We start from the raw sequence: 26,774 nt of genomic DNA, 5'->3' as shown, positions 1-26,774 counted from the left end.
TTTCAAGGGCAGCCCTGCCGGCCGTGGTGGTTACGCGGGTTGATTCTTCAAGCCCAGCACGTCGATCTTCTCGATGCTCGGCGGCTGCGTGAACAACTCGTCGGCCTTCGCCATCAGGGCCTGAGCGATCGGTCCCGCCAGGTGGGCCTGGCGACCCGCCTCGTCCGTGAAGGCGTCGAAAACGCCGAACGTGCGCGCCGACAACTTCAACGCGAACCAGATGGGCGTGGTGGCTTCCTGATTCGCCAGCTTCAGGCCCGTCTCAAGCAGCGCGGCGACTTCCGATTCCTTGCCGGGCTTTGCTTCCAGACGGGCGAACAGTGCGTACTTGATCATGGTGAGTCTCCTTGGGGAGTGAATCGCAATGGCTGCGACGGGATTCACTTTACAGCCGCGCACGCCTCTGGGATGCTGGCAAGATTGACAACTTTGGTATCGATCTCGCCATGAATATCACGGTCCTGGCCCTTGACGGGGTCTTCGATACGGGCCTTGCCATCGTGCTGGATGCACTGGCGACGGCCAATGAACTGTCGGCGCTGCAAGCCTGGCCGGGGCCGCCCTTCCAGGTTTCCGTGGTGGGCACGCGGCGCCGGGTGAAAAGCGCGCTGGGGATGGGTGTGCCGGTGCTCCGGGCCGTCGACTGCCCGCCGCCCGATCTGGTGATCGTGCCCGCGTTGGGCTACAAGATGCCCGACGCGCTGCAGCAGGCCCTGGACCGGCCGGACGTTGCCGAGGCCGCGGCCGCGCTGCGTGACTGGGCCGATGCCGGCACGCGCATCGCCGCGGCGTGTATCGGCACCTTCGTGCTCGCGGAAAGCGGCCTGCTGAACCAGCACGATGCCACCACCACGTGGTGGCTGGCGCCGCTGTTCCGGCAGCGCTATCCGGGCGTGCGGCTCGACACCAGCCATATGATCGTCAACTCCGGGCAGTTCGTGACGGCCGGCGCGGCATTCAGCCACATCGACATGACCCTGTGGCTGATCCGCCAGACCAGTCCGGAACTCGCTGCGCTGGTGGCCAGCTACCTCGTCGTGGACTCGCGACCCTCGCAATCGGCCTACATCATCGCGGATCATCTGTCGCACGCCGACCCGCTGGTCGAGCGCTTTGATCGCTGGGCCCGCGCGCATCTGGACAAGGGCTTCCGCCTGGACGACGCGGCCAGCGAGCTGGCCACCAGCAAACGCACGCTGGCGCGGCGCATCCGGGAGGTATTGGGCAAGACGCCGGTCTCCTACGTGCAAGACCTGCGTATCGAGCGCGCGGTGCATCTGCTGAAGACGAGCACCAACAGCGTCGACAGGATTGCCGACATGGTGGGCTATGCCGACGGCGTGACCCTGCGGACGCTGCTGCGCCGTCGCCTGGGCAAGGGCATCCGCGAAATCAAACGGGCATGAGCGGCCTGCGGGAGATCACGGCTACGCGCTGTGATCCCGCCGCTTTCGACCGATCCCGACGGTCCGCGCTACATGCCGCCCCCTGATCCCGATCCCGACCCGCCTGCGCCGGTCGTCGGCGCCGGGACAAACGGAGCGGAGGCCCCCGACGATGGGCCACCGACCAACGCCCCGCCGGCCGATCCCGGACCGGGCGCCTGTGCGAACGTGGTGCCGGAGTCGTCCTCGCCTCCGCCACACGCCGCAATGAAGAACGCGGCAAGCAGGAACGCGGCAAGCCATGCCGCGACTATTCGAATCGACATGATGTTCTCCCGTGTCGTACTGCGGAAACCCCCGTCGAAACCCCCGGTAGTACTGCCAACTCCATCACGGCCCAAGCACGAACTCGACCTGGATATTCATGTGCACGGCGTCACCAACAGTGGGGAACCATGCCGAAAAACCAAACTCGCGCCGACTGACTTCGCCGGCAGCGGAAAACGCAAGCGTGCCGCCGCGCAATGGGCTGCCGATGCCGTCGCCCGGCGCGACGCGAAGGCGCACCTGGCGCGTGATGTCGCGGATGGTGAGATCGCCGAGCAGCCATCCGCCGCCTTCTTCCGCTCTTTCAAACCGCGTACTGACAAAGCGGATCTCCGGATAGCGCTCCACATCCAGCATGCCGCCACCCCGGATGATCGGAGAGAGGAAGCGCGGGCGCGCCTCCACGCTTGCGGCGTCGATCGTCACGGTAACGCGTCCTGCGTCCAGACCCGCGCGAGTGCCTTCGAGTTGTGCACGCATGCGTCCAAAGCGCATGCGGATACGGGAATGCGTGAAGGCGTCCACATCGAATGTGACGCTTGAGTGCTGCGGCGCCAGCACGTACTGATCGAGCGGCGCTTCCTTTTCGGCGGGTCGGGCCGGGTCGATCAGCGCCACCTCCGCTGCGAATGCAGTGGGGACGATGGCGAACAACGCAACAAACAGCGTGGCAAACAGCGGTCCGGCGATCCTGCGCCTCTGGGCATGCCCCAACCGGAGTGGCGGATCGCTCACGATGCTTCCCTCGACAGAAGAACGATGGTCCGTCTGACTAAACGCACGATGGCCACGATTTATTCCACGCCGGGCCACCGCCATCGGCGAAGGGCTGTGGCCGCCATCGGGTCGCCGACCGCCTCCATGTGGCGGCAAACGATCTTCATGGCCGCTGCCTGCACACGCGCGCGCGAACCGCTCGATCCAAGAATGACAGGATCGTAATGAAATAGACAGAGTGAGGTCAGTGCTCAAAGCCAAAACTAGGTGCAACGCTTCACCAACATGATGAAAGCGTAGCTGACCCGGCGATTCCGGGCGAATCCAACTCAAAGAGGTAATCCATCATGAACGCACTCACCCGCACCCTTCTGATCTCCATCGCACTGGTCGCACCGGTCGCGTCCTTCGCACAAAGCACGCAAGGCCCGGTGACCCGCGCCGAAGTGCGCGCCGATCTGATCCGCGTGGAGCAGGCCGGCTACCACCCGGGCGTCGGCGACGACTCGACCTATCCCGCGGATATCCAGGCGGCGGAAGCCAAGATCGCGGCGGAAGATGCCGCCGCCGCAGCCGGCAAGAATGCCGTGGCGACCACGCAAGCGCCGATGTCGGGCCAAATGCAGGCTGCCGTCAGCATGCCGAAGAGCACCACCCCCCACTACCGCATCGACGACGTGCGCAGCCCGTTCTACTACGGCGCGTAACTGGCGCACCCGCGCCGCTGCACGCCGCGCGTCCCGGTCGCCTTGCCGTCGCCATCCGCAGACGCGGAACGCGGCATCGACGATGGGACCCGCTGCAGCGGCGAGAACCTCCCCACGCATCCATTTTTCGACTGTGCCCGGATACCCGGCGGACCCTGATCCGCCCCAAGCTAGGAAACCACCATGAAGCCAAGCCTTCTTCGCCTCGCCTCGGCAATCGGCGCCCTACTCTCACTGGGCGTTGCCGTTCCGGCAATGGCCGCTCCGGTAAAGAATGTCGTACTGGTCCACGGCGCATTTGTCGATGGGTCTGGCTGGAAGCCCGTCTACGACATCCTCACCAGGGACGGCTACCACGTCACGCTGGTCCAGGAGCCGCTGACATCGTTCGAGGGCGATGTGGCCGCAACCAAACGCATCCTCGATCGCCAGGACGGCCCGTGCGTACTGGTGGGCCACAGCTACGGCGGGGCGATCATCACCGAGGCCGGGAATGACCCCCATGTGGCGTCGCTGGTCTACATCGCGGCGCACGCCCTCGACGCTGGCGAGACCGAAGTCGGCAATGGCAAGAAGTGGCCGAACCTGACCAAGGCAGTCGTGAAGACGCCCGATGATTTCCTCTTCCTGAACCCGAAGGATTTTCCTGCCGACTTCGCTGCCGATCTGCCGCCCGAGCAAGCGGCATATGAAGCCCATGCGCAGATGCCCACGGCGGCGCAGGTGTTCACCGCCCAGATCGCGAACCCGGCCTGGAAGGTCAAGCCAAGCTGGTATATGGTCGCCAAGGCCGACCGGATCATCAATCCGGACCTTGAGCGGATGTATGCGGCGCGCGCCCATAGCCACAAGGTGGAAATCGACGGCGCCAGCCATTCGGTCTATGAATCGCACCCCAAAGAGGTCGCGGCCATGATTGAAATGGCCGCCCAGCAGTCAAAAGGCTGACGCGGCCCCCGGACGAGGTCCGGGGCCACATCGGGTGATCGGCGCGGCAGGCCCCCTGCCCCCGCGTCGCCCGATCAGGGGCCGTTCATGCCCCACTTCCTGCCGCGCCTCATGCCACGCGGCATCGCAGCGAATCCGTCAGCGTCCCAGCGTGCTGGTGTAGTAGCCAAGCCGCGCCTCGACGTCCGCGTTTTCCTGCAAGCCGAGCTTCATCAACTCGCCCACCTTCCGTTGCCCCTGCGGGCGATTGACGGAAGCAATGAAAGCATCCCATTCCTGGCGGATATCGGCGGTGGGGGGCAAGCTGGCGTGATCGACCAGCCGTTTGACCTCGGCGATGGCTTCCTTGTCGAACCCGGCGATCCGTACGGCCAGCGCCTCGACGAACGCGTCCAGCTCGGCGTCCGGCAACGCGCGATTCACATAGCCGTACCGCTCCGCGATGTCGCCATTGATATCGTCGGCGCCCAGCAGCACCTCAAGCGCGCGGCCGCGCCCCATCAGGCGCGGCAACCGCGCCATCGGCCCGCCACCCGGGACGAGCGCGGCGCCCACCTCCCATTGCGACAGAATCGCCTTCTCCCGGCTCGCGAAGCGCATATCGCTGGCCAGCGCCAGCTCGCTGCCCACGCCGGTCGCCCGGCCGCGAATCGACACGATGGACACCACCGGCGCCCGGCTCAGGCGTACCAGCATGTCGGGCAGCGGATGCAGGCCCGTCGGCCCTGGTGCCATGCTCGTCGACTCTTCAAGATCACGCGTGAAGTCATAGTGCGTCAGGAAGAAGCCGGGCACGGCACTTTCGAACACCACGACCCTGAGCTCCTTGTCGGCCTCGAGCGCGGTGATGACTTCATTCAATTGCGGGATGCTGTCAGGACCAAAGATATTGAAGGGAGGGTGATTGATCGTGACCCTCCAGTAGGCGGGCGTACGGCGTTCCAGAAAGATCTGCTGTGCGGGGTTGTTCTTGGCCATTTCGGATCCTCGGTTTGAACAGGTGACGTTGCGTCACGATCGCCACCACAAACGACGCGAGAGAACCGACATTGCGCAGGCAGCATCATCCAGGCTGCCTCGCGTCGGTTCTCTCCGGGTACTGTCGCCAGGTGGTCGTTGGCGTTTCACTATAGGCAAGAAGACGAGGATCCGGTGCCACAGTGGGAAGCGCGGCTGACGAGTTCAGGCGATCTGACCATCCGTGAAGACATCGAACTTGCGCGACGGCTCGGCCGATACGCCACTGCGGTCCATGCCGGCCAGCGCGCCGTCGGTGAAGACATCCATCTTGCGCGACGGCTCGGCCGAAACACCGCTGCGATCCATGCCGGCCAGCGCGCCGTCGGTGAAGACGTCCATCTTGCGCGACGGCTCGGCTGATACGCCGCTGCGGTCCATGCCGGCCAGTGCGCCGTCCGTGAAGACGTCGATCATGCGCGACGGTTCGGCCGATACGCCACTGCGGTCCATGCCGGCCAGCGAACGTGCGTTGTTGATCTCGCGCGTGGCGGGTGCGATGTCGCGCGCGCCTTCGCTGAAGGTGTCGAAGCGACCAGCGCGTGCGCCATCGCTGAACACATCACGGGTGTCGATGCGGAAGTTGTAGCCGTACTTGTCGCCGGCGAAGGTGCTGTCGCGCGGGCCCGAGGCATGGGCGGCGCCAGCGAGGAATGTGCCGGCAAAGACGGCAGCGGAGAAAAACGTGGTGACGAACTTGCGAGACATGGCAGTGCTCCGATTGGGATGGGGAGTAGGAACGCGCTGGGCGTTCCTTCCCATATACGCACGTGCCGTGCCAAATGGATGCAGCGGCCAGATGTGCCGGGGCTGACGCAATTTGCGCGCCAATTCGCAGAAAATCCGGAACGGGTGTCGGGTGCGGGCCAACATGCGCCAAGTGCGCGATGGCTCCGACCCAACACCCGGAGGGCTGGCCGTTTCCGCGCTTAGCTTGGCCGACGCCAGCGAACGGGAATCGGTAAAGTGTTTGTGTCGATGCGCGCAGACCCGCACGTATCGACCGCGCCAGCGCAGCAGGCAACTTGTCACTCCGTCAAGTGCGGCCCGCGTGTTCCTCCCCGGTACCGGCCGCCGCCTGCCTGTCAGCATGCGGGGCTCGCCTGGCGCGTTCAACTGCTTCCAAAGCGGTCCCTCGTGGACCGCTCTTTTTCTCTCCACATGTCCGATAACACGATCCTCACGGCATCGCCCCGTGAGATCACGCCCACTGAACTTGCCGAATCACGCGCCATTACGCACCGGATCCTGATGGTGGAAGATGATGCGCGCGTCGCCGCCAGCGTCGCCAGCTATCTGCGTGACTTTGGCATCTGCACGTCGGTTTGCCCGCGCGGCGATGAAGCGCTGCCGGCATTCCGTGCGCAGCAGCCTGAGCTGGTGATCCTCGACCTCGGTTTGCCCGGGCTGGATGGCATGGAAGTCTGCCGTCAGCTGCGCGGCGTCTCGCCCGTCCCCGTGTTGATGCTTTCCGCACGCACGGACCCCTTCGACCAGATCCTGGGGCTGGAGATCGGTGCCGACGATTTCCTGGCCAAGCCCTTCTCTCCTCGTCTGCTGCTGGCACGCGTGCGCGCGCTGCTCCGACGCACCCAGTCGGCCGCGCCAATGGTGGAGGAGGATGCGTTGCGCCTCGGCGCGCTGGAAATCCGCGTGCGTGACCGGCGTGTCATCTGGCGCAATACGCCGGTCGCGCTACGCACCAAGGAATTCAACCTGCTGGTGGTGCTGGCGAGGCATGCCGGGACGGTGATGAGCCGGGACGAGATACTGAAAGCGCTGCGGGGCTTCGGTTTCGATGGCTTCGACCGAACCGTCGACAACTATATCCACCGCTTGCGCCGGCGCTTCGAGGACGACCTGGCGCACCCCGAGCGCATCAAGACGGTATGGGGCGAGGGCTATCTGCTGAGCCCCACCGCCTGGGGCAGCCCGGCGCTGCCCCGGTCGCCAGGCTAGCGACGATCGCGGTCCCAATCGCGATGTTCCCACCGTTGGTGGTCGTGGCGATGATCTTCCCGGGGCGGTGCGATGACGCACGCTGACAGCATTGCGGTGGCGATGGCCACCCATACAAGACGCAACATCCGGCGACTCCTTGTGAACGAAAAAAGGGTGCGCCAGCATAGCGGCCGGATACGCGCCAAGTTGTATAGAAGTATCTCGCGCGTCGAAGCGTCCGGGCCCCGGTAGGTGCCGATCCCGGGCCCCTCTTCGGGCTGGCTTATGCGTCCCCCAGTTTGGCCGTCACTGCACCATCGGCGTGCTTTCGGTCCAGGCCCCTGCATCCCATAATCGGGTGACCCGATACCGGCAGCGCCGGCATCGCACTGCAACTCCGGCCACCCGGGAGCGGTTGGCCAACCCGAAGGACACAGCGAGAACATCATGAGCAGCGCCTCCACCACCGCGGTACATGCACCGCATCCACGCAGTTCGGTCAAGCATCTTCCCGTCAATCTTTTCGGCGCCGTGATGGGCCTCTCCGGGCTCTCCCTGGCATGGCGCGGCGCGCAGAAGGTGTTTGGCGCCGATCCGATCATTTCCGAAGTCATCGGCCTCGTGGCCCTCGGCACCTTCTTCGCGCTGGCCGCCGGCTACCTCACGAAATGGCGGCGCTACCCCGCCACCGTCAAGGCGGAGTTCACTCACCCGATCTCCGGCAACTTCTTCGGAACGGTCACCATCGCCATCCTGCTGCTCTCCTCCGTCGTCGGCGTGTACAGCGAGGCCGTGGGGCAAGTGGTGTGGACAATCGGCACGATCCTGACCATCGGGTTGACCTTCGTGATCGCGGGGCGCCTGTTCCGCGGCAAGGAGGACCCCGCCCACGCCGCACCGGCCTGGCTGATTCCCGGCGTTGCCACGCTGGACATCGCCGTCGCGGGCGGCACGATGCCCATGGCGTGGGCGCACGAGGTCAACATGTTCGCACTCTCCGTCGGCACGATGGTCGCGCTGGTCTTCTTCACGATGATCTTCTCGCGCGTCGTGCATCACGACCCGCTGCCAAACGGCATGGTGCCGTCGCTGATCATCATGATCGCGCCGTTCGAAGTGGGCTTCCTCGCATACGTCAACGTCACCCAGCACGTGGATATGTTCGCGGCGTTGCTGTTCTACTTCGGCCTGTTCCTCTTCGTCGCGCTGTCGTTCAAGGTCTTCCGGCGGTCGATTCCGTTTGCCGCATCGTGGTGGGCCATCAGCTTCCCCATGGCCGCGTTGTCGAATGCCGCGCTGAAGTACGCGATGTACGCCAATACCTGGGTGCTGACGCTGCTGGCAGGCGTCATCCTGTTCCTCCTCAGCGTGGCGATCCTTGTGCTGTTCATCCGCACGCTGCACCGGCTCTTCACGCATCGCCTGCTGGTCGGCTGACGAATCCACACATTCGCAACGCAGAGGCCCCCTCCCCGGGGCCTCTTATCTTTCCTTTCCTGCTCTTCTGGAGTTTTGCCATGCCCTGGATCCTGCTCGCCATCGCCGGGCTGCTTGAAATCGCGTTTGCCTTCGGCATGAAGTGGTCCGCCGGCTTCAGCCGTCCGTGGCCCAGTGCCTATGCCGTGGTGACCGGCATCACAAGCATCTTTCTGCTGACCCTTTCACTGCGCACGCTGCCCGTGGGCACCGCCTATGCGGTGTGGACTGGGATCGGCGCGGCAGGCACCGCGCTGATCGGCATGCTGGTCCTCGGCGAATCGGCTTCCGCCGCGCGGATCGCCTGCATCGCGCTGATTCTCTGCGGGGTGATCGGGCTGAAGCTGGTTTCGCCGACCGTATCCTGACTCATACCGGTTGCATCCATGTCGAAGCAGCCACGCAAGGTGGCCGCTTTTTCATTGGGGCTGCACGCGCGTCGTCAGATCATGAATAGCCGACCTGTCCGGCACCGCGCGCATCGGCCGGGTCCGAAGATCGCGCAAGCGCTCCTTCGCTTCTGGCGACGACGGCCGTCGCCAGCGCGTTGCCGAGGACGTTGGTGACCGTGCGCGCCATGTCGAGCACGTGGTCGATGCCAAGTACCAGCAGGATCCCGGCTTCCGGCAAGCCAAACATCGGCAACACCGCCGCGACGACCACCAGCGACGCGCGGGGAACGCCCGCAATCCCCTTGCTGGTGACCAGCAGGACCAGCAGCATGGTGATCTGCTGGCTCACCGATAGCTGCACGCCGTATACCTGTGCCACGAACAGCGCCGCGAACGACGTGTACATGATCGACCCATCCAGGTTGAAGGAATAGCCGAGTGGCAGCACGAAGCTGACGATGCGCTCGCTGACGCCAAAGCGTGTCAGGTGCGCCATCAGCTTCGGGTACGCGGATTCGCTGCTCGCCGTCGCAAAACCCACCAGCAGCGGCTCCCGGATGTCCCGCAGCAGCGCGAATACCCGGCGGCCAAGGAACAGGTAGCCCGCCGCGATCAACCCCACCCAAAGAATCGCCAGCGACAGATAGACACTGCCCAGCAACTTCCCATAGACGAGCAGGACGCCGAGCCCCTGCGTGGCGATCACCGATGACACGGCGCCGAAGACGCCTGCCGGCGCAAACGCCATGACCGTGTTGGTCAGCCCGAGCATGACCTGCCCGATGCCCTCGATGGAACGCAGCACCGGCTGCCCTGCACCATCCTTCAGTCGCCCCAGCGCCACGCCAAAGAACAGCGAGAACACCACGATCTGCAGGATCTCGTTGGTCGCCATCGCTTCCACCACGCTCTTCGGGAACATGTGGCCGATGAAGTCGCGCAGGTTGAGGCCGGCGGTTTTCACGCCCGTGCCGGCATCCGCGGCCGGCAGCGGCAGGTTCATGCCCTCGCCGGGTGCGAGCAGGTTCGCCATCACCAGCCCCAGCAGCAACGACACGATGGAGGCCAGGAGGAACCAGGACATGGCCTTCAGACCGATGCGGCCCACGGCGCGGCCATCGCCCATGCCGGCGATGCCACCCACGAGGGTCGCGAAGACCAGCGGGGCAATGATCATCTTGATCAGCCGCAGGAAGATATCGCTCAGGATGGAGAGGTAGCCGCTGACCGACCGTGCGTCGTCCGGGGTCAGCGTATGGTGGAGGCTGGCACCGACGATCACGCCGAGCAGCATCGCCGCAAAAATGTAGAGAGGAAGTCGACTCGATTTCATTGCGGCATCGGCTCCTCGCGGAACTCTGCCACCGGTGCATGCGGCTGGACCTCGATCACCTTCCCGTCGATGACCAGACTGGGCAGGCGCTTGACGCCGGCCGCTTCCGCCTGCGCGGTCAGCGCGTGGCTGGCGGCGAGGTTGATGACCGTCAGGTCATGGCGGTCACTGTCAATCAGGCCGGTCATCGCATCGACCACTGCAAGGCAGACCTTGCAGCCGTCGTGATACAGCACTACTTCGCTTTTCATGGGGTCCTCCAGTAACGAAACACGCGCGCCGCTTCCCGGATGAGAAAGCGAGCCGTGGTGCTTCGATTATCGGAGTCCCCTTTCGGATGGCGTATGGCCGCGAAGGGTGGCGCGCGGCCATTCTTCCGGCACCTACGGCCGGGATGGCACTCCAAGGAACGCATCGAGCGCCGCGTAGTAGCGATCCGGTGCTTCCGCGCCGGGGAAGTGGCCAGCGTCGGCGATCTCGACGTATCGACAGTCAGGAATCAGCGCCGCGCATTCCTGCGCCGCCTGGGGCGGATTGAGGATGTCATCACGCCCGCAAATCACCAGCGTGCTCGCACTGACCCGTGGCAGCATCTGCCGGAAATCGAAGCCTGCCAGCGCGTCGCTGGCGGCGGCCATCGCCTGCTCATCCAGGAGGTCGGACAGTTCCAAGGCCAGAACCGCCTCCCGGACCGAGGCAGGCGCGGCCGATGAAAACGCCTTGTCGAGCAGGAAGGCCTGTCGCTCGCGATGCGTCATGCCGGCGACGGCATCGGCATGCTCGGCCAGTATTCGGGCCGAGGACGATGTCGCGCCGTGGCATTTCGGCGCCACGAGCACCAGCTTGCTGACGCTAGCCGGATAGCGCGACGCGAGGCCCTGCGCGATGTAGCTACCCATCGACGCGCCCAGCAGCGTGACCGGCCCATCGCCCATCGTATCCAGCAGCGCTCTCAGGTCCTCGATATGGTCCTGCAGCGTATAGCGTGCGGGGCGCGAGGACTTGCCGTGGCCGCGCGCATCGTAGGTCATCAAGCGGAAATGCGGCGCATAGCGCGCGACGTCCGCTTGCCAGACCCGAAGACTCGCGCCCAGCCCGTGGACCAGCACGAGCGGCGCGCCGGCGCCTTGTATCTCGACGTGGATGTCGATGCCGTTGACTTTGACGTACATGTGATGGGTTCCTGTTCCGGCAATTTCGACCCTTCCGGCCGCTACGCGGCGACGCGGAAGCGCCGCCGGTATTCTCCCGGCGACACCCCGAGCCGACGCACGAACGCACGCCGCAGGCCGTTGGGGTCGCAAAATCCCGTCAGCGCCGCCACGCGCTTGAGCGGGTTGCGTGTTTCTTCGAGCAGCCTGCGCGCGGCATCGACCCGGGCGCCCTCGACGAAATCGGCGGGCGTGACCTGGCACTCTTGCTTGAACACGCGCGAGAAATTCCGTGTGCTCATGCCGGCATGGACAGCAAGGCAATCCACGGACATCGGCATCTCCAGGTTCTCGATCACCCAGTTCTGGGTCTCCCGTATCGCGCTCCGTTCCGCCGTCTGCGCGGCCAGATGGGCGCTGAATTGCGATTGCCCCCCGGGGCGCTTCAGAAACATGACGAACTCGCGCGCCACACCGAGCGCAACCGCACGCCCGAAGTCTTCTTCCACCATGGAAAGTGCCAGGTCGAGCGCCGCCGTCACGCCCGCAGACGTGTAGATGCTGCCGTCCTTCACATAGATCTGATCGGGCTCCACGTTGACGGTCGGGAACGCACGCGCCAGCCGCGGCGTTGCGCGCCAGTGTGCCGTGGCGCGCTTGCCGTCGAGCGGGCCGGCCTTCGCCAGCAGCAGCGTCCCGGCGCACACGGTGCCGATTCGTCGCGCTGTACTGGCATGGCGATGCAGCCACGCTTGCACGAGCCTGTCGTCCGTCTTCGAGTCCGATAACGGATTGCCGGCGACCAGCAAGGTGTCGATGTCCCGGCTGCTGGTCGCCAGCGTGGCGTCGGGCGTGACCTGCATGCCGTTGGAAGCGGTGAGCGGCCCGGGCGCGGCGGAGATGATCTCGAAGCGATACGCGCCGGGAGTGCCGGCCTGCCGCGCCGCCTCGTTGAAGACGTCGATCGGGCCAACCAGATCGAGCATGTGGATGCCGGGAAAAGCGAGCACGGCGACTTTCATCGCGGCGTGGACGCGGGGGCATTGGCTTCGACGTCGAAGGCGAACGCCGAAGCCACGTGCTGGAGGAAGACGGTGGTCACCACATCATCGAGGCAACGCAGCCGGTCGGGCGTCGGAGCGGCAGTGCTGCGCGCGACAATCCGGATGCGCGCCTTGTTTCCGCAGCTGCCGGGGTCGTCGATCGACACCTCCAGCACGGCCGTCGACAGGCAGGTGGATACGCTCGCTGCCATGCCGCTGCCGATCAGTTCGTCATAGCGCAGCGAAAAGGGGTTGTAGAGATCCGCCCAGGCCGCATCGAGCCATTTGAGCATGGCTTCGAGATCACGAGGGTCCCTGAGCAAGAGAATCTTTTCGACCGCCATCGGCGTGTTAGCGGGCGCGTTCACTTGAGTTCTCTCCCGCGGTTCGACGGTTGGCCCATCGCCCCATCGCGATACCTGAGCCCCAGCACATCCAGCGCTGCGCGGATCAGTGTGAGGTAGCGGGGGCTCTCGCCAAGCCCGACGCACCATCGCAATCCGACCTCTCCCGACGCCGATGTGTGGGGTGTTTGCAGGATGGACGCGGCCGGCAGGAGGTTTTCCATGCTGACCTTGATGCGAACGAAGCGCGTGAACACGTCATCGGGCGTGTAGCCGATGCAGCTGACTTCGAGGATCTCGGTGCCGGCCGGGCCATCCAGCCGCCGGAGTTCAATCATGATCTGATTCCTTGTTTGTGGGGTCGATCCGCGCATCCATGCCGAGAAAGCACAATGTGGACTCCATCGCCAGCGCGCAGGCCATCGCCACATCGGTCTTGACCTCGACATTGGCAAGCTGCATGCCGTACGCGATGCACTGCGGCAGGCCAAGGATGTTCTCCAGCACAAACGCGAGCGCAAGTTGCGCTCTCAATGCACCGGTTGCGTCGAGCGGGTGCGCTGCATCGCCGCACGCGATGCGGCTGAACCCCGGCCTGCCCGGTGTGATGCGGATAGGAATGCGTATGGGACTTGTGGGGTGCAGGGGGCGTATGGGTTCCTGCGTGACGCCCGCAACCAGCGATTCCATTTCCATCACTCAGGCGTCGAAGCGCGCGCGGATAAACGCGGCGCCTTCCATCACGGCCGCGCGGGCTTCCGGCAGGCGCGTGTGCCACATATGCCATTCATGGAACATCGACGGCCACACCTTGAGCGAGGTATCCACGCCCGCTGCGGCGGCACGCGCGGCGAGCCGCGTCGCATCATCGAGCAACGCCTCGTTGCCGCCGACGTGAATCAGCATCGGTGGCAGCCCGACCAGGTCGCCGAAGAGTGGCGACGCCAGCGGATGGTGGGGGTCCTGGTGTTCCTGCAGGTAGCTTCGCGCAAAGAACCGGAGCCCCGCTTCCGAGACGATCGGATCCAGCGCCGCACGCGAGCGGATAGATTCCGCACTCAGGCTGAGATCGGTCCACGGCGAGATCAGGAAGGCGCCGCGCGGCATCGGCATGCCGTGCTGATCGCACATCAGCATCAACGCGACCGCCAGGCCGCCGCCCGCGGAATCCCCGGCGATGACGATCGACGGGTCTTCGCCCAGCCGGTCATGGAGCCACTTGTAGGCGTTGAATGCATCGTGGAGCGCATAGGGGAACGGATGCTCCGGCGCACGGCGATAGTCGACGGCGAACACTTCGCGCTGCGTTTCCAGCGCCAGCGCAGCCGTCAGCGTCCGATACTGCTGCGGGGTATGCATGACATAGCCACCGCCGTGCAGGTAAAGGATGGCCTGATTGCGGCGCGCCCCGTGGAAGGTCGTCCACGTGCCGTGCACTTCGTCGCCGTCGATAAATCGCACGCCTTGTGGAATGTCGAGGGCGTCGTAGAGGGCATCGGCATGCTCGCGGAGTTGCAGCACGGATGGCTCGCTTGCGAGGCGAGCGTTGTGCGTCTGAAGAAGATGAACGATGTCGTCCAGTTGTGGCGATAGCATGACCAGCCTCGTGCAAGCGTAATTGACCTGGCGATCATAGGCACTGATATTGCGCCGCGTCAGCCAAGACGGTGCAGCCTTCAGCCAGATCGCGGCATTGGCCGGTATCGACGCCATGTTGGCGCGTCGTTGCACCCGTGCCCACATAGACTGGCACCGGCCTGGCGCGGGCACCAGATGCCTCGCTGCGCACCTCCAACGATTTCGTCTTGCCAATATGAAGAAGATCCTTGTTCTGTACTACTCCACCTACGGCCATGTCGAGCTGATGGCTAACGCGATTGCCCGTGGCGCCGCCTCTGTTGCCGCGACGGAAGTCGCGATCCGGCGCGTGCCCGAGACGGTGCCGCATGAGACCGCCGTGCGTCATGGCTTCAAGCTCGACCAGCCCGCGCCGATTGCCACGCCGGACGAGCTGGAGGCCTATGACGCCATCCTCTTTGGCACGCCGACCCGCTTCGGCAACATGGCCGCCCAGATGCGCCAGTTCCTCGATACGACCGGCGCGCTGTGGATGCGCAATGCGCTGGTCGGCAAGTTCGCGAGCGTCTTCACGTCCACCGGCACCGGCGGCGGGCAGGAGACCACCATCACCTCGTTCTGGCACAACCTCATCCATCACGGCATGGTCATCGTCGGTTTGCCGTACACGGCGCCCGAGTTGCGGGACATCAGCGAAACGCGCGGTGGCTCGCCCTACGGTGCGGCCACCATCGCCGGCATGATGGGCGAGCGGATGCCGAGCGAGCGGGAACTGGCGCTGGCCGAGTTCCAGGGGCGGCATGTGGCGACGCTGGTTGCTCGGCAGATGACTACCGAGGACGTTGCAGGCTGATGCGGACATAGCGGCGCCGCAGGTCAATGCACTTGCCAGGGTGCGCACGGACGAGTCACAGATTGCGACAACTCCAGACGGAATCGCGACAGACTTGCCGATTCCGGCCTCATACAGTGGGCGACTTTTCCAACTCAGCCGCCCACATGCGCACCCTCGCCCTACTTCTGATTCCCGTTGCAAGCTCGACCTTTGCAGCCACCTTCGCGCGCACCACTACCGATGACGCACAATCCGGCGGCAGCAGTGTCAGCATCGGCCTGGCCGGGGGCGTTGCGCCCCGATATCTGGGCAGCAAGGACTACCGTCCGGTCATCGCACCGCTGCTCTCCGCCCAGGCCGAGAACGGCTTGTTTGCCTCCTTTCCCGATGGCCTTGGCTATCGCTTCTCGTCCTCCACGGGCATCTTCGGGTCGGCGGCCCTGGCTTACGCGCTCGGCCGGGAGGACCACAATCGCGCGGACTTGCCAGGCTCCGATCACCTGGCAGGCATGGGCAAGATCCGCGGCTCGGTGGTCAATCGCCTGATGCTCGGCTACGCGGTGACAGATCGTCTCTCCGTATCCGGCACCGTGGATATCCCGCTAACCCATCGCGAACGCGGCGTCATGGGCAACGCCACGGTCAGGTACATCGCCTATCAGGGGCCGCTTGACGAGATCGTCGTGAGCGGGGGGCTGTTGCTCGGCAACGGACGGTACAACCAGAGCTACTTCGGCGTCGATGCCGGGCAGTCCGCCCGATCGGGATTCCAGGAGTATGGGATGCGGGGTGGACCATTTGCCGCAGACGTTGGACTGGCATGGCGGCATCGCTTCGATCGCCACTGGTCGCTGATGAACAGCCTAACCGTGTCCACGTTGATCGGCAACGCGGCGCAGAGCCCGATCGTGGAGCGCCGCACCTCGGTGCTGGCGCTGACCGCCGTGCGCTATACGTTCTGATGCAGGATCCGGCCGGAACCGCCGTGCAGTTGGCACGGAAATGACGGTTGCCGGCCTTCAATCAGCGACAGGCGATTGCTAGAGTGACAGGTACCAGATGGCGACGCGGTGTCGCCACGCACTCTGAAGGATATGCATCATGGAATTGATCGACGCGGACGAACATTCCCGGTTCCTGTCGCTGCTGGAGCGACATGGCCTGCCGCACCACGACTTCGTACTGATCGAAATCGACACCACCGACCCGAGGTCCGATGAGATCTATGGGCTGCAAGGCTGGCTGACGGTGCGGCGGTTGTCCAACAACATCGAGCGCGAATACCTGATCGGTGACGAATCGGACTGGTTGGAGCATTTCAGTCGCGACGTTCATGCCGGCGCTTTCGGCCCGTTTACGCGGGGACGTCCACAGCATCCCGCGTAGTCGCTGCCATGCCGTCGCCGGCATGGCGCGGCATGGACCTATCGGCCTTCCAGCATGTCCTCCCCGTTTTGCACGTGTTGTGATGCGAAGCCTTCGGCAGCCGCCAGGATGCGCAAGCCTTGGGGAGTCACGTCGGCGACGACCACGGGGGTGAGGATCCGCACCGGCACGCCGTATCCGGAACCCTGAAGCCGGTCCAGCGCCTGCGGCGATGCGAGCATGGCCAGCACACGCCTGGCGCCAACGCTGATGACTGCGCTGGCGACGGCGTCTTGCAATGCCTCCGCGTGCGTCACTTCCACCACGGCAACATCCGCGTGCGTGCTCGACATCGCGGCAAAGGACGCGGTCGAGTGGTAAGTCGTCGGCCGCCGCTCGTGCGCTGCGCCTTCCTGCCCTGCGGCGATGAAGCCGGCATCCATGTAGTCGTCGGTCGGATAGACGGTCATGCCTGCCCGGGGCTCCTGCAGGTGCACCCATAGCTCCACGTCATCGGGAATATGCGCGACGAGGGTCGTCGGCATACCCGACCCCAGGTCCACGAACTCGCCGTCGCGCAATGTGCGCGCGGCTTGCGCAGCCATCTCTTCCAGTGTCCAGTTCATCGATTCGGTTCCTTCCTATCTTGTTGCCTGTAGACGCCATGGACTCTAGCAGTAGTGCCACGCATCGCCTGTGCCAACCGGCGGCATCCTGCGCCAACGTTGGCATGGAATCGGTCAGGAGGCGACCCGTTTCCCGGCTGACTTTGCCCTTGGCCGAGGCGCACGGGCCGTCGGCCGAAACTGGTGCCACGTTGCCGTGGCGATGGCACGCGACGGGCTGCTAGATTCACCTTACCGCCATCTGTCATCGGGCGATCTCCATGCAGCACAGCCCTTCAATTCCTTCCACGCTTGCCCATCGTCGCGTCCGCCGGCATGTGCTGCGGCTGCTGTCCATACGGTTTCAGCATGCGCACGACGCCGTACCGGGAATGGTCGAGGTGCTGTTTCGCGGCACACGCTTGCACACCGATCTGGAAGCGTGCTGGCGGCGCCTGCTGGAGGATCACGGCATCGGCGACACGACGCATCAGATGGCGGACATCCTGCAGCCCGGGGGCGACCCGGCCAAACATCCAGCGCCGCCCACAGCGCCCATGCCATGGCCGCGCGTCGCTGGCGGTGTCCGTCGCGCGCCCGGCCGGGCGCCTTGGCGCAAATACCTGGATATCGTGCTCTGCAGCGTCTCGTCCACGCTCGCGGCCGTGCTGGCCAGTTGGGCATGGGCCGAACTGCTGCCCGACGTGCCCTGGCAGCCCGCCGTCACCACCGCCCTCTCCATCGGTGCGGCGTGGATGTCGGAACGATGGCTTTGCCAGATCCTTGTTCGCCGGGAAGCCGCTGAAGCGCTGTGGCAAACGACGCTGCGAACGCAACTCGTCCATGCGTTTCGGAACGCGCTCGCCCTCGCGCATTGCCGCCAGCGAATCTGGGTGTACGGTGCAACCACGCTGTTCTCGTCACCAGACGAGGCGCCACATGCCGACGCGGGGCGCCTGCGCGCGCTGAGGGCGTTCTGGCGGCAGCAGTTGGCCTCGACGGTGCTTGCCCATGCCGCGCAGGCGATGGCGCGTATCGATCTTTCGATGAATGGCCAGCAGGCCCGCGCCTTCTTCGACGAGACAGTCAGCCAGATCGCCGGGCCAGTGGCTGCGCAGTGGCAAACAATTCAGGTGGAAGCATGCGAATGGTCGTGCGCGTGCCGTGCCACCGTACTCATGCGATGCGATGACGTCCCGGGCGTCAGCATGGCGCCGATGCTGGCGAACGCACTGGAGGCGCTGCCACCGCCTCCCGAGCCCCGGTGGCGATTCACACGTCTGCTGAACCAGGCCGCCACGCCGATTGCAGGCGGCCTGGAAGCCGCATCGCGTGAAGCCGGCGCGCTTGCCAGGATGCTGGGGGCAGCCCTGCAGGCCATTGGCCGGCGCATGCCGGAGTCCGAGGCGCTCCGGCATGCCGGGCTGTTTGCCAAAGGTTCCGGCGCGCTGGTGGCTGCGGCGCCGGTGCTGGCGACGCTCCTCGATATCGTGGTACGCGTGCAGGCGCTGCACGGCACGCGCGACCGCGAGCGCCACGCGCGCTCAGTCCGGGACGCACTGCGCGACGCATTCCGCGAACATGCCGCAATCATGGCGCGGCAGCTTTCGGCAACCGTCTGCCGCTGCCCCTGCCCCCGTTCGGTCTGCGCCGTTATGGCCCCGACGGATTGTCCAGAGCCTCGTCCGACGTGTCTGCCGACGTCACAATACTCACCTCGGACTGGAGTGTGCGATGCACCGGGCACCGATCGGCAATGCCCAGCAACGCCGTGCGCTGCTCCGGCGTTAGCGGGCCGCGCAAGCTGATCTGACGTTCGATCCGGTCGACCCGGCCTTCCTTCGTGTCGCAAGTCGCACAGTCCTGCGCGTGAATCTTTGCATGCCGCAGCGCAACGGAGACATGTTCCAGCGGTAGTTCCTTGCGCTCGGCGTACATGCGCAGTGTCATGGAGGTGCATGCGCCGAGTGCAGCGAGCAGGAAGTCATAGGGACCCGGGCCGACGCCAGTGCCCCCTACTGCGGCCGGCTCATCCGCGACAAGCTGATGCCCGGCGACCCTGATGGACTGCTGGTAACGGCCCAGGTGGTTTTCCGCGACGAGGACGGTGCCGTCGGGGACCACCACTTCCGGCGCGGCGGGCTCGGCCTCCGGAGGCAGATAGCGCCGTGACCAGGCCAGCAGGAGGTCAGCGGCATAGGCCGCCGCCGACTTGTCGATCAAGAGATGGTCGGCGCCATCCAGCGCCATGAAGCTCTTGGCCTGACGCGCCGCCGCGAAGATCTGCAGGCCGTTTTCCACGCCGACCGTCGTGTCCTGCGGCGAATGCAGAACCAGCAGCGGACGATCCAGGTTGGCGACATCATCGAGCAGGCGCTGATTGCCGACGTCCTCGAGGAACTGGCGCGTGATACGGAAGGGACGGCCCGCAAGGCGGACATCGACGGCACCTTCCTCCTGGATGCGTGCCACGTTGTCGCCAAACAGGCCGACCACATGCCCGGGATCGCTGGGGGCCGCGATGGTGATCACCGCGCGGACTTCCGGGATATGTTTGGCGACGCTCAGCACGGCGGCGCCGCCGAGGCTATGGCCGATCAGCAGGGTCGGGGCGCGGTCCTGGTCGCGCATGAACTGCGCAACCGCGCGCAGATCGGCAACGTTCGAGGAGAAGTTCGTGCTGGCAAAATCCCCGTCGCTGCTGCCGATGCCGGTGAAATCGATGCGCATCACGGCAATGCCATGACTGGTCAGTGCGCGGGCGATGCGGGAGGAGGCCAGACTGTCCTTGCCGCAGGTGAAGCAGTGCGCGATCAGTGCGTAGGCGCGGACCGGACCGCTTGGCAAGTCCAGACGGCTCGACAGCTTGCTGCCGTGGCTTCCGGGAATTTCAATATGCTCGGTATTCATGGGATCGGCCTCTCAAAGGGTGCATCGCTCTGAGAATAGCCGACAGCGGCCTGTCGTGTTGGCCAGACCCTTGCTATCGACGGCCAGACGCGGGGCCAGTGCGCCGCTCCGCCATGACGACATGGCGGAGCGGCCCGATATGTCTTTACGCCGCGCCGACTGCCCCCTGGCCGCGCCGTTTGTCCGCCAGCAACCGGGCCGGAATAGTCAGGAGCAGCACCAGGCCACCGATCGACAACAGCACGGCGATGAGCTGGAACGCCAGGTACAGGTCGCCCGTGCGGGTCTTGATCGCACCCACCGCTATCGGGCTGAGCATGGCCGCAAGGCCACCAAGGCTGCTGATGAATGCGATCCCCGCGGGGGCCTGGTCCGCGCGAAGGTAGGCAGGCGGCACCGTCCAGAACACCGGCAGCGCGGCCAGGCAGGCTGCCGCGCCGATGGTCATGCAAAGTACCGAATACACCAGGTCACCACGCAAGGCCACCATCAGTGCAAAGCTCGCCGCCGCCACGAACATGGTGCCGGCGACGTGCCAGCGCCGTTCGAGGTGCCGGTCCGAGCTGCGCGCCAGCGCGAACATCCCGGTCAGGCCGAGCACGTAGGGCAGGCTGGAAATCCAGCCGATGCGCGTGACCTGTGTCTGGCCGAAGTCATGGATCAGGGTTGGCATCCAGTAGGCGATGGTGTTGGTGGCGGCGTAGATCGTCAGGAACGTGAGGCCGAGCGCGTAAACGCGCAGGTCCTTCAGCAGCGCCCTGATCCCGCCGTGATGCGCGGCTGGCGCCTCGGTGGCCAGATCGCCATGCAGCAAGGCCTTTTCGGCGGGGCTCAGCCATGCCGCACGATCCGGGCCATCCACGAGCCAGCGATAGGCCAGCACGCCGAGCACCATCGCCGGAATGCCTTCCACCACGAACAGCACTTGCCAGTCCCGCAGTCCCAGCCAGCCATCGAGATGCAACATGATCGCGGCCGCCAGCGGACCGCTGATCATGCCGGCGATCGTGCCGGACATCAGGAACAGCGACGTGATGCGCCAGCGCCGGGCGGCCGGGAACCAGTAGGTCAGGTACAGGATGACGCCGGGGAAGAAGCCGGCTTCGGCGACGCCCAGCAGGAAACGGGCCACGTAGAGCCCCGTGGGCGAACTGACCTGGCTGGTGGCGATGGTCGCCAGGCCCCACAGGATCATGATGCGCGTGAGGGTCAGCCGCGCGCCGATGCGCTGCATATAGAGATTGCTCGGCACTTCAAACAGGATATAGCCGGCGAAGAAGGCCGCCGCGCCAATGCCGTAGGCGGCATCGGTGAGGCCAAGGTCGCTCGCCATGCGCAGCTTGGCGAAGGAGATATTGATCCGGTCGATGGTGTTCAGCACGTAGGCGCAGAACAGGAACGGGAGCAGCCGCCACATGATCTTGCGGTAGATGGCGGCCAGCGTGCCGGCATCGTCGGCTTGAGATGTGGTGGGAGAGAGTTGGGCCAGTGGTTGCACTGCAGGCTCCTGGACGTTCCATGGGGCGATGGTGGCGCTCGCCGCCCGTTGGCATGCGGGCGCCGGGCGAATCATGACGAGAAAAGCGCAGTCGGCTCAACGACCCTCTTCGACGGACCGGCACGCCTGATCGAGCATGGGCACCGCCAGTTCGCAGGCTTCGATGCCCTGCAGGCTGACAATTTTGAGCACCGCGAGGATCTGTTCGCGGGTAGCGCCCAGCTTGAGTGCCGCTTCGATATGGCGTTGCGTGCCGTGCCCGTACATATGGGTGATGGCGGCATCGCCCGCGATGCAGAGAAACTCGATCCACAGCGGCGGCAGGATATTGTCGCGCCAAAGGCCGAACCCCATGGCTAGGAATTTCTCGAGATATTGCGGATCCCAGCGATACAGCGTTTCCCACAGCGGGTTGAACATGCCGTTGGCGCGGACCGCATCGCACACCGGCGTGGCGCCGGCTGCCACCGGCTCGTCGGGAATGCCCGCGCGCGCCAGTTCCTCGGCAAGCGCCGGCACGCCGACCGCGCAGGCGTGGATGCCCACAACGCTGGCCAGCTTGAAGACTTCCAGGATTTCCGCACGGGTGGCGCCTACGCGAATGGCCTCGCGGACGTGGCGGGATACTCCCGGCTGGTACAGATGGGTGGCGGTCACGTCGATATTGAGGCGGATCAGCGCGACCAGCTTGGGATCGAGCACGCCTTCGGCATTCGCGTCGCGGGCCAGCACGACCCAGGAAGCGATCCAGTGGGGGTCCCACTCCGTGAGCGGGTCCAGTTCGCTGCCGAGCACGCCAGAATCGCGCAGGGCCTTGTAGTGCGGAAAGAGATTTTGTTGCATGGTCTGATGCGTGTTCGTCGATTTCGTGAGGCGGCTCAAATCACGGCGCCGCCGTTCGGGCTGATCACCTGCCCGACGAGGTAGTGGTCGCCGGCAAGGTAGGTGATCAGGGAGGCATACTCGTCGATGCTGCCGAGGCGGCCGAGCGGGCAGCCCTGCCACAGGCGATTGCGTGCCTCGTCGCCGATCTTTTCGAGATAGTCATCGAAGGCGGGCGTGGCGACGCCACCGGGCGCGACGCAGTTGACCAGGACGTTGGCGCCTGCGACTTCGTGCGCCACCGATCGCGTGAACGCGACCACCGCGCCCTTGGTGGCGGAATAGTGCGGGCTGTGCGCACTCAGCGCGGAAATGCCGGCGATGGAAGCGAGATTGATGATGCGGCCCTCGCGCTGCGGCTCCATCAGCTTCAGCGCCTCGCGCGTGCAGTAGAAGGTGCCGTGCACGTTGACGCCCCAGCAGCGGTGCCATTCCTCGTCGGTGATCTCGCGCGTGAAACCCAGCGACGCGCGCGGCACCGGCAGGTTGTTGTAGTCGTACAGCTTGTTGCGGCGCGCGGCGTCGGCAGGACGATTCGGGGTCAACGCGGCGTTGTTGACCAGGATATGGACGGTGCCGAACTCGGCTCGGGCCTGCGCGAACATCTGGGCAACGTCCTCGCTGGATGACACGTCGCAGACCACCGACAGGCAGCGCCGGCCTTCGGCGAGCACCGCTTCCCGCGCGGCGGCAAGCGATGCGGGATTGACGTCGCAAATCACCAGGTCGGCGCCTTCACGCGCCAGCGCCACGGCCACGCCCTGCCCAAGTCCGGGCCCGACGCCCGTGACCAGCGCAATCTTGTTGGCAAGTTTCATGATCTTTATCTCTCTGTGGCGAGTCCGTGGCAACTGCCTCGGCCACTCCCGCCAAGTGCAAACGGCACGCCGACGATGCTGCCCGGCGTGCCGTTGCTGACTGCGGTGCCCGGCGTTACACCGTGCCCGGCACGGTGAAGCCGCGCTGGCCCGGCTTGCGGTTCGGCGCCATGCCGAGGTTGCGGATGGTCTCGTCGCTGCTGTCGTACCACTCGTCGATCTTGTAGATACGGCGCGCATCCTTGCCGTCGGCCACTTCGCGACCCAGCTCGCGGGCCAGTCGCACCGTCTGCTCGATCTGCTTCACCGAGGTCATGCGCTCGCCCTTGCGGCCCCACAGGTTGTCTTCGATGCCGACGCGCACATGCAGGCCCATGGCGATGGCCATCGCGTTCATCGGCAGCACCGCGCGCATCGCGCTTTCGATCGTCAGCACCGCGCCGTCCGGCGTGCGGCGCACGAACTCGATCATGTCGGCCGGGTGCAGTCCAGCCGCGCCGCCACCGATGGCAACGTAGTTGAGCACCAGCGGACCGCGATACAGGCCCTTGCGGATCAGGCGCTCGACGGTTTCGAGCTGCGCCACGTGCCCGAGCATGAAGTGCGGCTGGATGCCGGCCCTGGTCAGGCGCTCCAGGTGTTCAATGAAGAACGACGGCTTGGAATCGACCACCATTTCGCTGTACGCCTTCACGTACTCGGGCTTTTCGAGGATGGTGCCCTTGACGTCGTCCTCGGTCAGCATCTCGCAGATGTTCATCTGGCTGGTGTTGATGGCGATGGTCACCTGGTCCGGCTTCGGATTCAGTTCGGCAAGCATGTGGCGCGTGTCGTAGTCCAGCCACTCGGCCGCCTTGCCCTCGCCTTCCGGCGCGAACGAGATCGAACCGCCAACCTGCAGGACCATGTCAGGCACGGCCTCGCGCAGGCGGGCAAGCATCTCGTTGAACATCGACAAACGCTTGGAGCCCTTGCCGTCGGTTTCGCGGACATGCACGTGCAGCACGGTGGCGCCTGCGTTGTAGCAATCGACGGCCTTCTGGATCTGGGCGTCCATGCTGACCGGAATATCGTCGGAGTCGGTGGGCAGCCATTGCGGGCCATACGGCGCCACCTGGATCACCAGTTTTTCCTGGTTTTCGGGCAGCAAGCTGTCGTCGAGAAAATGCATGAGTGGTCTCCTGAGTCAGTCAGCCCTTCGGCATTGGGGCAGGGAAGCTATTCTGGACGGCATCAAGGTCTTTTGTTTATCCTTGCGTCACTACTTCACTTACTGATGTCACATTCGGTGGAAACCCTGAACTCATGAAACCCGAGGCTCGATCTGTCCCCATCGGCACGCTGGCGCGCGTGGTCGAGGCGCTTCAGGCACTCCGCAAGGACCCCTGGCCGATCCTGGCTCGGCACGGCGTAACCACCGCCACGCTGGGTGAACCGATGGCGCCGCTGGCGTTGCCCGTCTGCGCGGCGATCCTGCAAGACGCCGCGGAATCGGCCGCCTGCCCTCATCTGGGCGTGCTGGTGGGCGCGCGCGCCAACATGGAGAACGCCGGGCCCTTGCGATTGCTGCTGCTGTCCTCCCGGACGGTCCGGGATGCCGTGGAAGGCATCCTGCGTTACGGGCGCATCTGGTATCGGGGCATCGACACGGCGCTGACGGTGCGCGAGGGCTATGCGGCTTTCTCGATCGAGATCGAGGGTGCGTTTGCCGGGCGCGAAGACCTGCTGACCGCGTACATGGCGGCCAACCTCCAGTTGTTCCGGCTGTTGCTGGGCAAGGCGTGGATGCCCGCGGCGGTGCACCTGTCCCGTCCCCCTCCCGGCGCGCTGAGGCCGTACACCTCGCACTTCGGCCCGCACGTGCTGTTCGGCCAGCCGCGCGACGAGTTCACGTTTGCCGCCGGCACGCTCGACCAGCGCTGTGGCGTCGCGGATGAGGCGCTGGAGTCGTCGGTGGTGCGTTACCTCAGCGAACTGGAATCCCACGTGGTCCCGGACTTTCTCGGGCAGGTGCGGCATGCGATACGGGACCTGATGCTGCTTGGCGAATGCACGGCTACCCGGCTGGCATCGCTGTTCGCCGTGCACCGGTTTACCCTGCATCGCCATCTGCAGGACCACGGAACGTCCTTCGCGTTGTTGCTGGATGAGGAACGCCACACGCTGGCGCGGCGCCTGCTGGCCAACACGGAATTGCCGGTGGGCGACATCGCGCGGGCGCTGGGCTTCAAGACACAGGCGGGATTCAACAAGGCATTCCTGCGCTGGGAAGGCGTGCCGCCCGGCACGCTGCGTACCGGACAACGCCGGCGTCCGCGCCTGGCCATGCACCGCGCGGGCGGGGCCTGAGCCGGCGCCCCGGCGCTGGCATTACCGTTTGCTTATCGCTCCGGATGTTTAATTCATTAGTGCTCCCGCCCGAAGGCTGGGCAGAATTCGCGCACCACGCCTCCCATAGCCGGATATTCATAGAAATGGCGTGCGCTCCAGGAGACAACATGAAACGACATTCGCCCCGCCATGCCACGCTGGCACGCAAGATCGCAGCGGTCGCGGCGACCGTCCTGGCGGCGGGCCCCGCCCTTGCCCAGGACAACTGGCCCTCGCGGCCCATCCGCCTCGTCATCCCGAGTCCCGGCGGCAGCGGGCCGGACGTGCTGGCGCGCGTGTTCGCCGAGCAGATTTCCCAGTCGCTCAGGCAGCCTGTGGTGGTGGACAACAAGCCTGGCGCCAACGGACAGATCTCGGTGGACAACGTGGTCCGTGCGCAGCCCGACGGCTACACCGTGCTGTTTGCCAGTGCCTCCGCCACCGTGATGAACCAGGCGATCCAGCCCCGGCTGCCTTACAACATCGTCGACGATCTGGTGCCCGTGGCGCAGATCGGATCAGGGGGTGTGCTGCTGGTCGTCACGCCGGATTTTCCGGCCGGCAACGTCAAGGAGTTCGTTGCCGCCGTCAAGGCGAGTCCGGGCAAGTATGCCTATGGCAGCTGGGGCGTTGGTTCGGGCGGCCACCTCGCCATGAGCCAGCTTCACACACTGGCTGGCGTGAACCTGGTGCACGTGCCCTACAAGGGCGTGCCGCCGATCATGACCGACCTGCAAGGCGGCGTGCTCAAGATCGCGTTTGTCGATATCACGACGTCGGTCCCGCTGGTCAAGAGCGGCAAGCTCCGCGCGCTCGGCGTCACCGGCAAGCATCGCGCGCCGGCCTTCCCCGACGTGCCGACGATGGCCGAGCAGGGCTTCCCCATGAGCAACGAAGGCTGGTATGGCCTGTTCGTGCCGAAGGGCACGCCGCGCGATATCGTCGTCACGCTGAACCGGGAGATCAACAAGGCCCTGCGCGCGCCGGCACTGACCACGCGTTTCCAGCAACTCAACATGATGCCGGACCCGCCGCTGACCAGCCCCGACGAATTCGCGCGCACGGTGAAGCATGACTACCTCACCTGGGCGAACGTGGTGAAGGCCAACGACATCAAGCCGGACTAGTCGCT

The 26,774-nt window shown here is 65.4% G+C and carries 30 protein-coding genes; 11 read left to right on the top strand and 19 right to left on the bottom strand.

Annotated features, from left to right (window positions below; genetic code table 11):
• Positions 1-30 precede the first annotated feature (30 nt).
• Complete coding sequence (locus BLR29_RS24130; protein WP_092140338.1) at positions 31-336, bottom strand: putative quinol monooxygenase; 306 nt, start codon at positions 334-336, stop codon at positions 31-33.
• A 110-nt stretch (positions 337-446) separates the two neighbouring features.
• Here BLR29_RS24130 and BLR29_RS24125 point away from each other — a divergent pair, with 110 nt between their 5' ends.
• Positions 447-1,406 (top strand): GlxA family transcriptional regulator, encoded by a 960-nt coding sequence (locus BLR29_RS24125; protein ID WP_092140337.1) that lies wholly within the window; start codon positions 447-449, stop codon positions 1,404-1,406.
• Between the two features lie 68 nt (positions 1,407-1,474).
• On the opposite strand, the gene BLR29_RS32100 is transcribed toward BLR29_RS24125, so the two are convergent.
• Positions 1,475-1,711, bottom strand: a complete 237-nt coding sequence (locus BLR29_RS32100; RefSeq protein ID WP_143018514.1) for a hypothetical protein — start codon at positions 1,709-1,711, stop codon at positions 1,475-1,477.
• Between the two features lie 64 nt (positions 1,712-1,775).
• Positions 1,776-2,762: a YceI family protein gene (locus BLR29_RS24120; RefSeq protein WP_255371406.1), complete on the bottom strand. Its 987-nt coding sequence runs from the start codon at positions 2,760-2,762 to the stop codon at positions 1,776-1,778.
• 14 nt (positions 2,763-2,776) lie between these two features.
• Between BLR29_RS24120 and BLR29_RS24115 the strand changes: the two genes are divergently transcribed.
• Together BLR29_RS24115 and BLR29_RS24110 are read left to right on the top strand one after the other, a co-directional pair.
• Positions 2,777-3,136: a DUF4148 domain-containing protein gene (locus BLR29_RS24115; RefSeq protein ID WP_092140335.1), complete on the top strand. Its 360-nt coding sequence runs from the start codon at positions 2,777-2,779 to the stop codon at positions 3,134-3,136.
• A 183-nt stretch (positions 3,137-3,319) separates the two neighbouring features.
• Entirely contained in the window at positions 3,320-4,084 is a 765-nt protein-coding gene (locus tag BLR29_RS24110) for an alpha/beta hydrolase (RefSeq protein ID WP_092140334.1), read from the top strand.
• Positions 4,085-4,222: 138 nt separating this feature from the next.
• Here the strand turns inward: BLR29_RS24110 and BLR29_RS24105 are convergent, their stop codons facing one another.
• Together BLR29_RS24105 and BLR29_RS24100 are read right to left on the bottom strand one after the other, a co-directional pair.
• Positions 4,223-5,062: an enoyl-CoA hydratase/isomerase family protein gene (locus BLR29_RS24105; RefSeq protein WP_092140333.1), complete on the bottom strand. Its 840-nt coding sequence runs from the start codon at positions 5,060-5,062 to the stop codon at positions 4,223-4,225.
• 204 nt (positions 5,063-5,266) lie between these two features.
• Positions 5,267-5,809 (bottom strand): hypothetical protein, encoded by a 543-nt coding sequence (locus tag BLR29_RS24100; RefSeq protein WP_255371405.1) that lies wholly within the window; start codon positions 5,807-5,809, stop codon positions 5,267-5,269.
• 543 nt (positions 5,810-6,352) lie between these two features.
• Between BLR29_RS24100 and BLR29_RS24095 the strand changes: the two genes are divergently transcribed.
• The 3 genes from BLR29_RS24095 (at position 6,353) to BLR29_RS24085 (ending at position 8,886) form a co-directional block, all read left to right on the top strand.
• Entirely contained in the window at positions 6,353-7,060 is a 708-nt protein-coding gene (locus tag BLR29_RS24095; RefSeq protein WP_255371409.1) for a winged helix-turn-helix domain-containing protein, read from the top strand.
• A 429-nt stretch (positions 7,061-7,489) separates the two neighbouring features.
• Entirely contained in the window at positions 7,490-8,479 is a 990-nt protein-coding gene (locus BLR29_RS24090; protein WP_092140331.1) for an SLAC1 anion channel family protein, read from the top strand.
• 80 nt (positions 8,480-8,559) lie between these two features.
• Entirely contained in the window at positions 8,560-8,886 is a 327-nt protein-coding gene (locus tag BLR29_RS24085; protein ID WP_092140330.1) for a DMT family transporter, read from the top strand.
• A 79-nt stretch (positions 8,887-8,965) separates the two neighbouring features.
• Here the strand turns inward: BLR29_RS24085 and BLR29_RS24080 are convergent, their stop codons facing one another.
• From BLR29_RS24080 to BLR29_RS24045, 8 genes are all read right to left on the bottom strand, one after another.
• On the bottom strand, positions 8,966-10,243 hold the full coding sequence (locus tag BLR29_RS24080) for a dicarboxylate/amino acid:cation symporter (RefSeq protein WP_092140329.1): 1,278 nt from the start codon (positions 10,241-10,243) through the stop codon (positions 8,966-8,968).
• The gene (locus tag BLR29_RS24075) at positions 10,240-10,494 is read right to left on the bottom strand and encodes a hypothetical protein (protein ID WP_092140328.1); all 255 of its coding nucleotides are present in this window, start codon (positions 10,492-10,494) and stop codon (positions 10,240-10,242) included. The genes BLR29_RS24080 and BLR29_RS24075 overlap by 4 nt, the downstream gene beginning before the upstream one ends.
• 132 nt (positions 10,495-10,626) lie before the next feature.
• A complete protein-coding gene (locus BLR29_RS24070) occupies positions 10,627-11,415 on the bottom strand; it encodes an alpha/beta fold hydrolase (RefSeq protein WP_092140327.1) in 789 nt (262 codons plus the stop codon).
• Positions 11,416-11,456: 41 nt separating this feature from the next.
• Positions 11,457-12,416, bottom strand: a complete 960-nt coding sequence (locus BLR29_RS24065; RefSeq protein WP_092140326.1) for a GlxA family transcriptional regulator — start codon at positions 12,414-12,416, stop codon at positions 11,457-11,459.
• Entirely contained in the window at positions 12,413-12,781 is a 369-nt protein-coding gene (locus tag BLR29_RS24060) for a hypothetical protein (RefSeq protein WP_092140325.1), read from the bottom strand. Before BLR29_RS24060 ends, BLR29_RS24065 begins: the two co-directional genes overlap by 4 nt.
• 20 nt (positions 12,782-12,801) lie before the next feature.
• Complete coding sequence (locus BLR29_RS24055) at positions 12,802-13,119, bottom strand: hypothetical protein (RefSeq protein ID WP_092140324.1); 318 nt, start codon at positions 13,117-13,119, stop codon at positions 12,802-12,804.
• Positions 13,112-13,471 (bottom strand): hypothetical protein, encoded by a 360-nt coding sequence (locus BLR29_RS24050; protein WP_092140323.1) that lies wholly within the window; start codon positions 13,469-13,471, stop codon positions 13,112-13,114. Before BLR29_RS24050 ends, BLR29_RS24055 begins: the two co-directional genes overlap by 8 nt.
• Positions 13,472-13,480: 9 nt before the next feature.
• Complete coding sequence (locus tag BLR29_RS24045) at positions 13,481-14,377, bottom strand: alpha/beta hydrolase (protein ID WP_176861044.1); 897 nt, start codon at positions 14,375-14,377, stop codon at positions 13,481-13,483.
• A 217-nt stretch (positions 14,378-14,594) separates the two neighbouring features.
• Here BLR29_RS24045 and wrbA point away from each other — a divergent pair, with 217 nt between their 5' ends.
• The 3 genes from wrbA to BLR29_RS24030 all read left to right on the top strand — a co-directional run bounded on the left by wrbA (position 14,595) and on the right by BLR29_RS24030 (position 16,580).
• Positions 14,595-15,212: an NAD(P)H:quinone oxidoreductase gene (gene wrbA / locus BLR29_RS24040; RefSeq protein WP_092140321.1), complete on the top strand. Its 618-nt coding sequence runs from the start codon at positions 14,595-14,597 to the stop codon at positions 15,210-15,212.
• A 146-nt stretch (positions 15,213-15,358) separates the two neighbouring features.
• The gene (locus BLR29_RS24035; RefSeq protein ID WP_176861043.1) at positions 15,359-16,156 is read left to right on the top strand and encodes a MipA/OmpV family protein; all 798 of its coding nucleotides are present in this window, start codon (positions 15,359-15,361) and stop codon (positions 16,154-16,156) included.
• Between the two features lie 139 nt (positions 16,157-16,295).
• A complete protein-coding gene (locus tag BLR29_RS24030) occupies positions 16,296-16,580 on the top strand; it encodes a transcriptional regulator (RefSeq protein ID WP_092140319.1) in 285 nt (94 codons plus the stop codon).
• A 38-nt stretch (positions 16,581-16,618) separates the two neighbouring features.
• Here BLR29_RS24030 and BLR29_RS24025 read toward each other — a convergent pair whose 3' ends face one another.
• From BLR29_RS24025 to BLR29_RS23990, 6 genes are all read right to left on the bottom strand, one after another.
• The gene (locus tag BLR29_RS24025; RefSeq protein ID WP_092140318.1) at positions 16,619-17,185 is read right to left on the bottom strand and encodes a hypothetical protein; all 567 of its coding nucleotides are present in this window, start codon (positions 17,183-17,185) and stop codon (positions 16,619-16,621) included.
• A 1,632-nt stretch (positions 17,186-18,817) separates the two neighbouring features.
• Entirely contained in the window at positions 18,818-20,074 is a 1,257-nt protein-coding gene (locus BLR29_RS24010; protein ID WP_092140312.1) for a bifunctional alpha/beta hydrolase/OsmC family protein, read from the bottom strand.
• 145 nt (positions 20,075-20,219) lie between these two features.
• Positions 20,220-21,572, bottom strand: coding sequence for an MFS transporter (locus BLR29_RS24005; protein WP_255371404.1), 1,353 nt, complete (start codon positions 21,570-21,572; stop codon positions 20,220-20,222).
• A gap of 96 nt (positions 21,573-21,668) precedes the next feature.
• Positions 21,669-22,415 carry a carboxymuconolactone decarboxylase family protein gene (locus BLR29_RS24000; protein WP_092140405.1) on the bottom strand — a complete coding sequence of 249 codons (747 nt, stop codon included), beginning with the start codon at positions 22,413-22,415 and terminating at the stop codon, positions 21,669-21,671.
• Between the two features lie 35 nt (positions 22,416-22,450).
• On the bottom strand, positions 22,451-23,272 hold the full coding sequence (locus BLR29_RS23995; RefSeq protein WP_092140303.1) for an SDR family NAD(P)-dependent oxidoreductase: 822 nt from the start codon (positions 23,270-23,272) through the stop codon (positions 22,451-22,453).
• 115 nt (positions 23,273-23,387) lie between these two features.
• On the bottom strand, positions 23,388-24,443 hold the full coding sequence (locus tag BLR29_RS23990; protein WP_092140302.1) for a beta-keto acid cleavage family enzyme: 1,056 nt from the start codon (positions 24,441-24,443) through the stop codon (positions 23,388-23,390).
• Between the two features lie 134 nt (positions 24,444-24,577).
• Here BLR29_RS23990 and BLR29_RS23985 point away from each other — a divergent pair, with 134 nt between their 5' ends.
• Positions 24,578-25,621, top strand: coding sequence for an AraC family transcriptional regulator (locus tag BLR29_RS23985; RefSeq protein WP_092140300.1), 1,044 nt, complete (start codon positions 24,578-24,580; stop codon positions 25,619-25,621).
• Positions 25,622-25,770: 149 nt separating this feature from the next.
• Complete coding sequence (locus tag BLR29_RS23980) at positions 25,771-26,769, top strand: Bug family tripartite tricarboxylate transporter substrate binding protein (RefSeq protein WP_143018510.1); 999 nt, start codon at positions 25,771-25,773, stop codon at positions 26,767-26,769.
• Positions 26,770-26,774: the final 5 nt, after the last annotated feature.

It is taken from the genome of Cupriavidus sp. YR651, from assembly GCF_900101625.1.
In the GTDB taxonomy this organism is placed as follows: domain Bacteria; phylum Pseudomonadota; class Gammaproteobacteria; order Burkholderiales; family Burkholderiaceae; genus Cupriavidus.
This window is presented reverse-complemented; position numbering and strand designations above follow the sequence as displayed.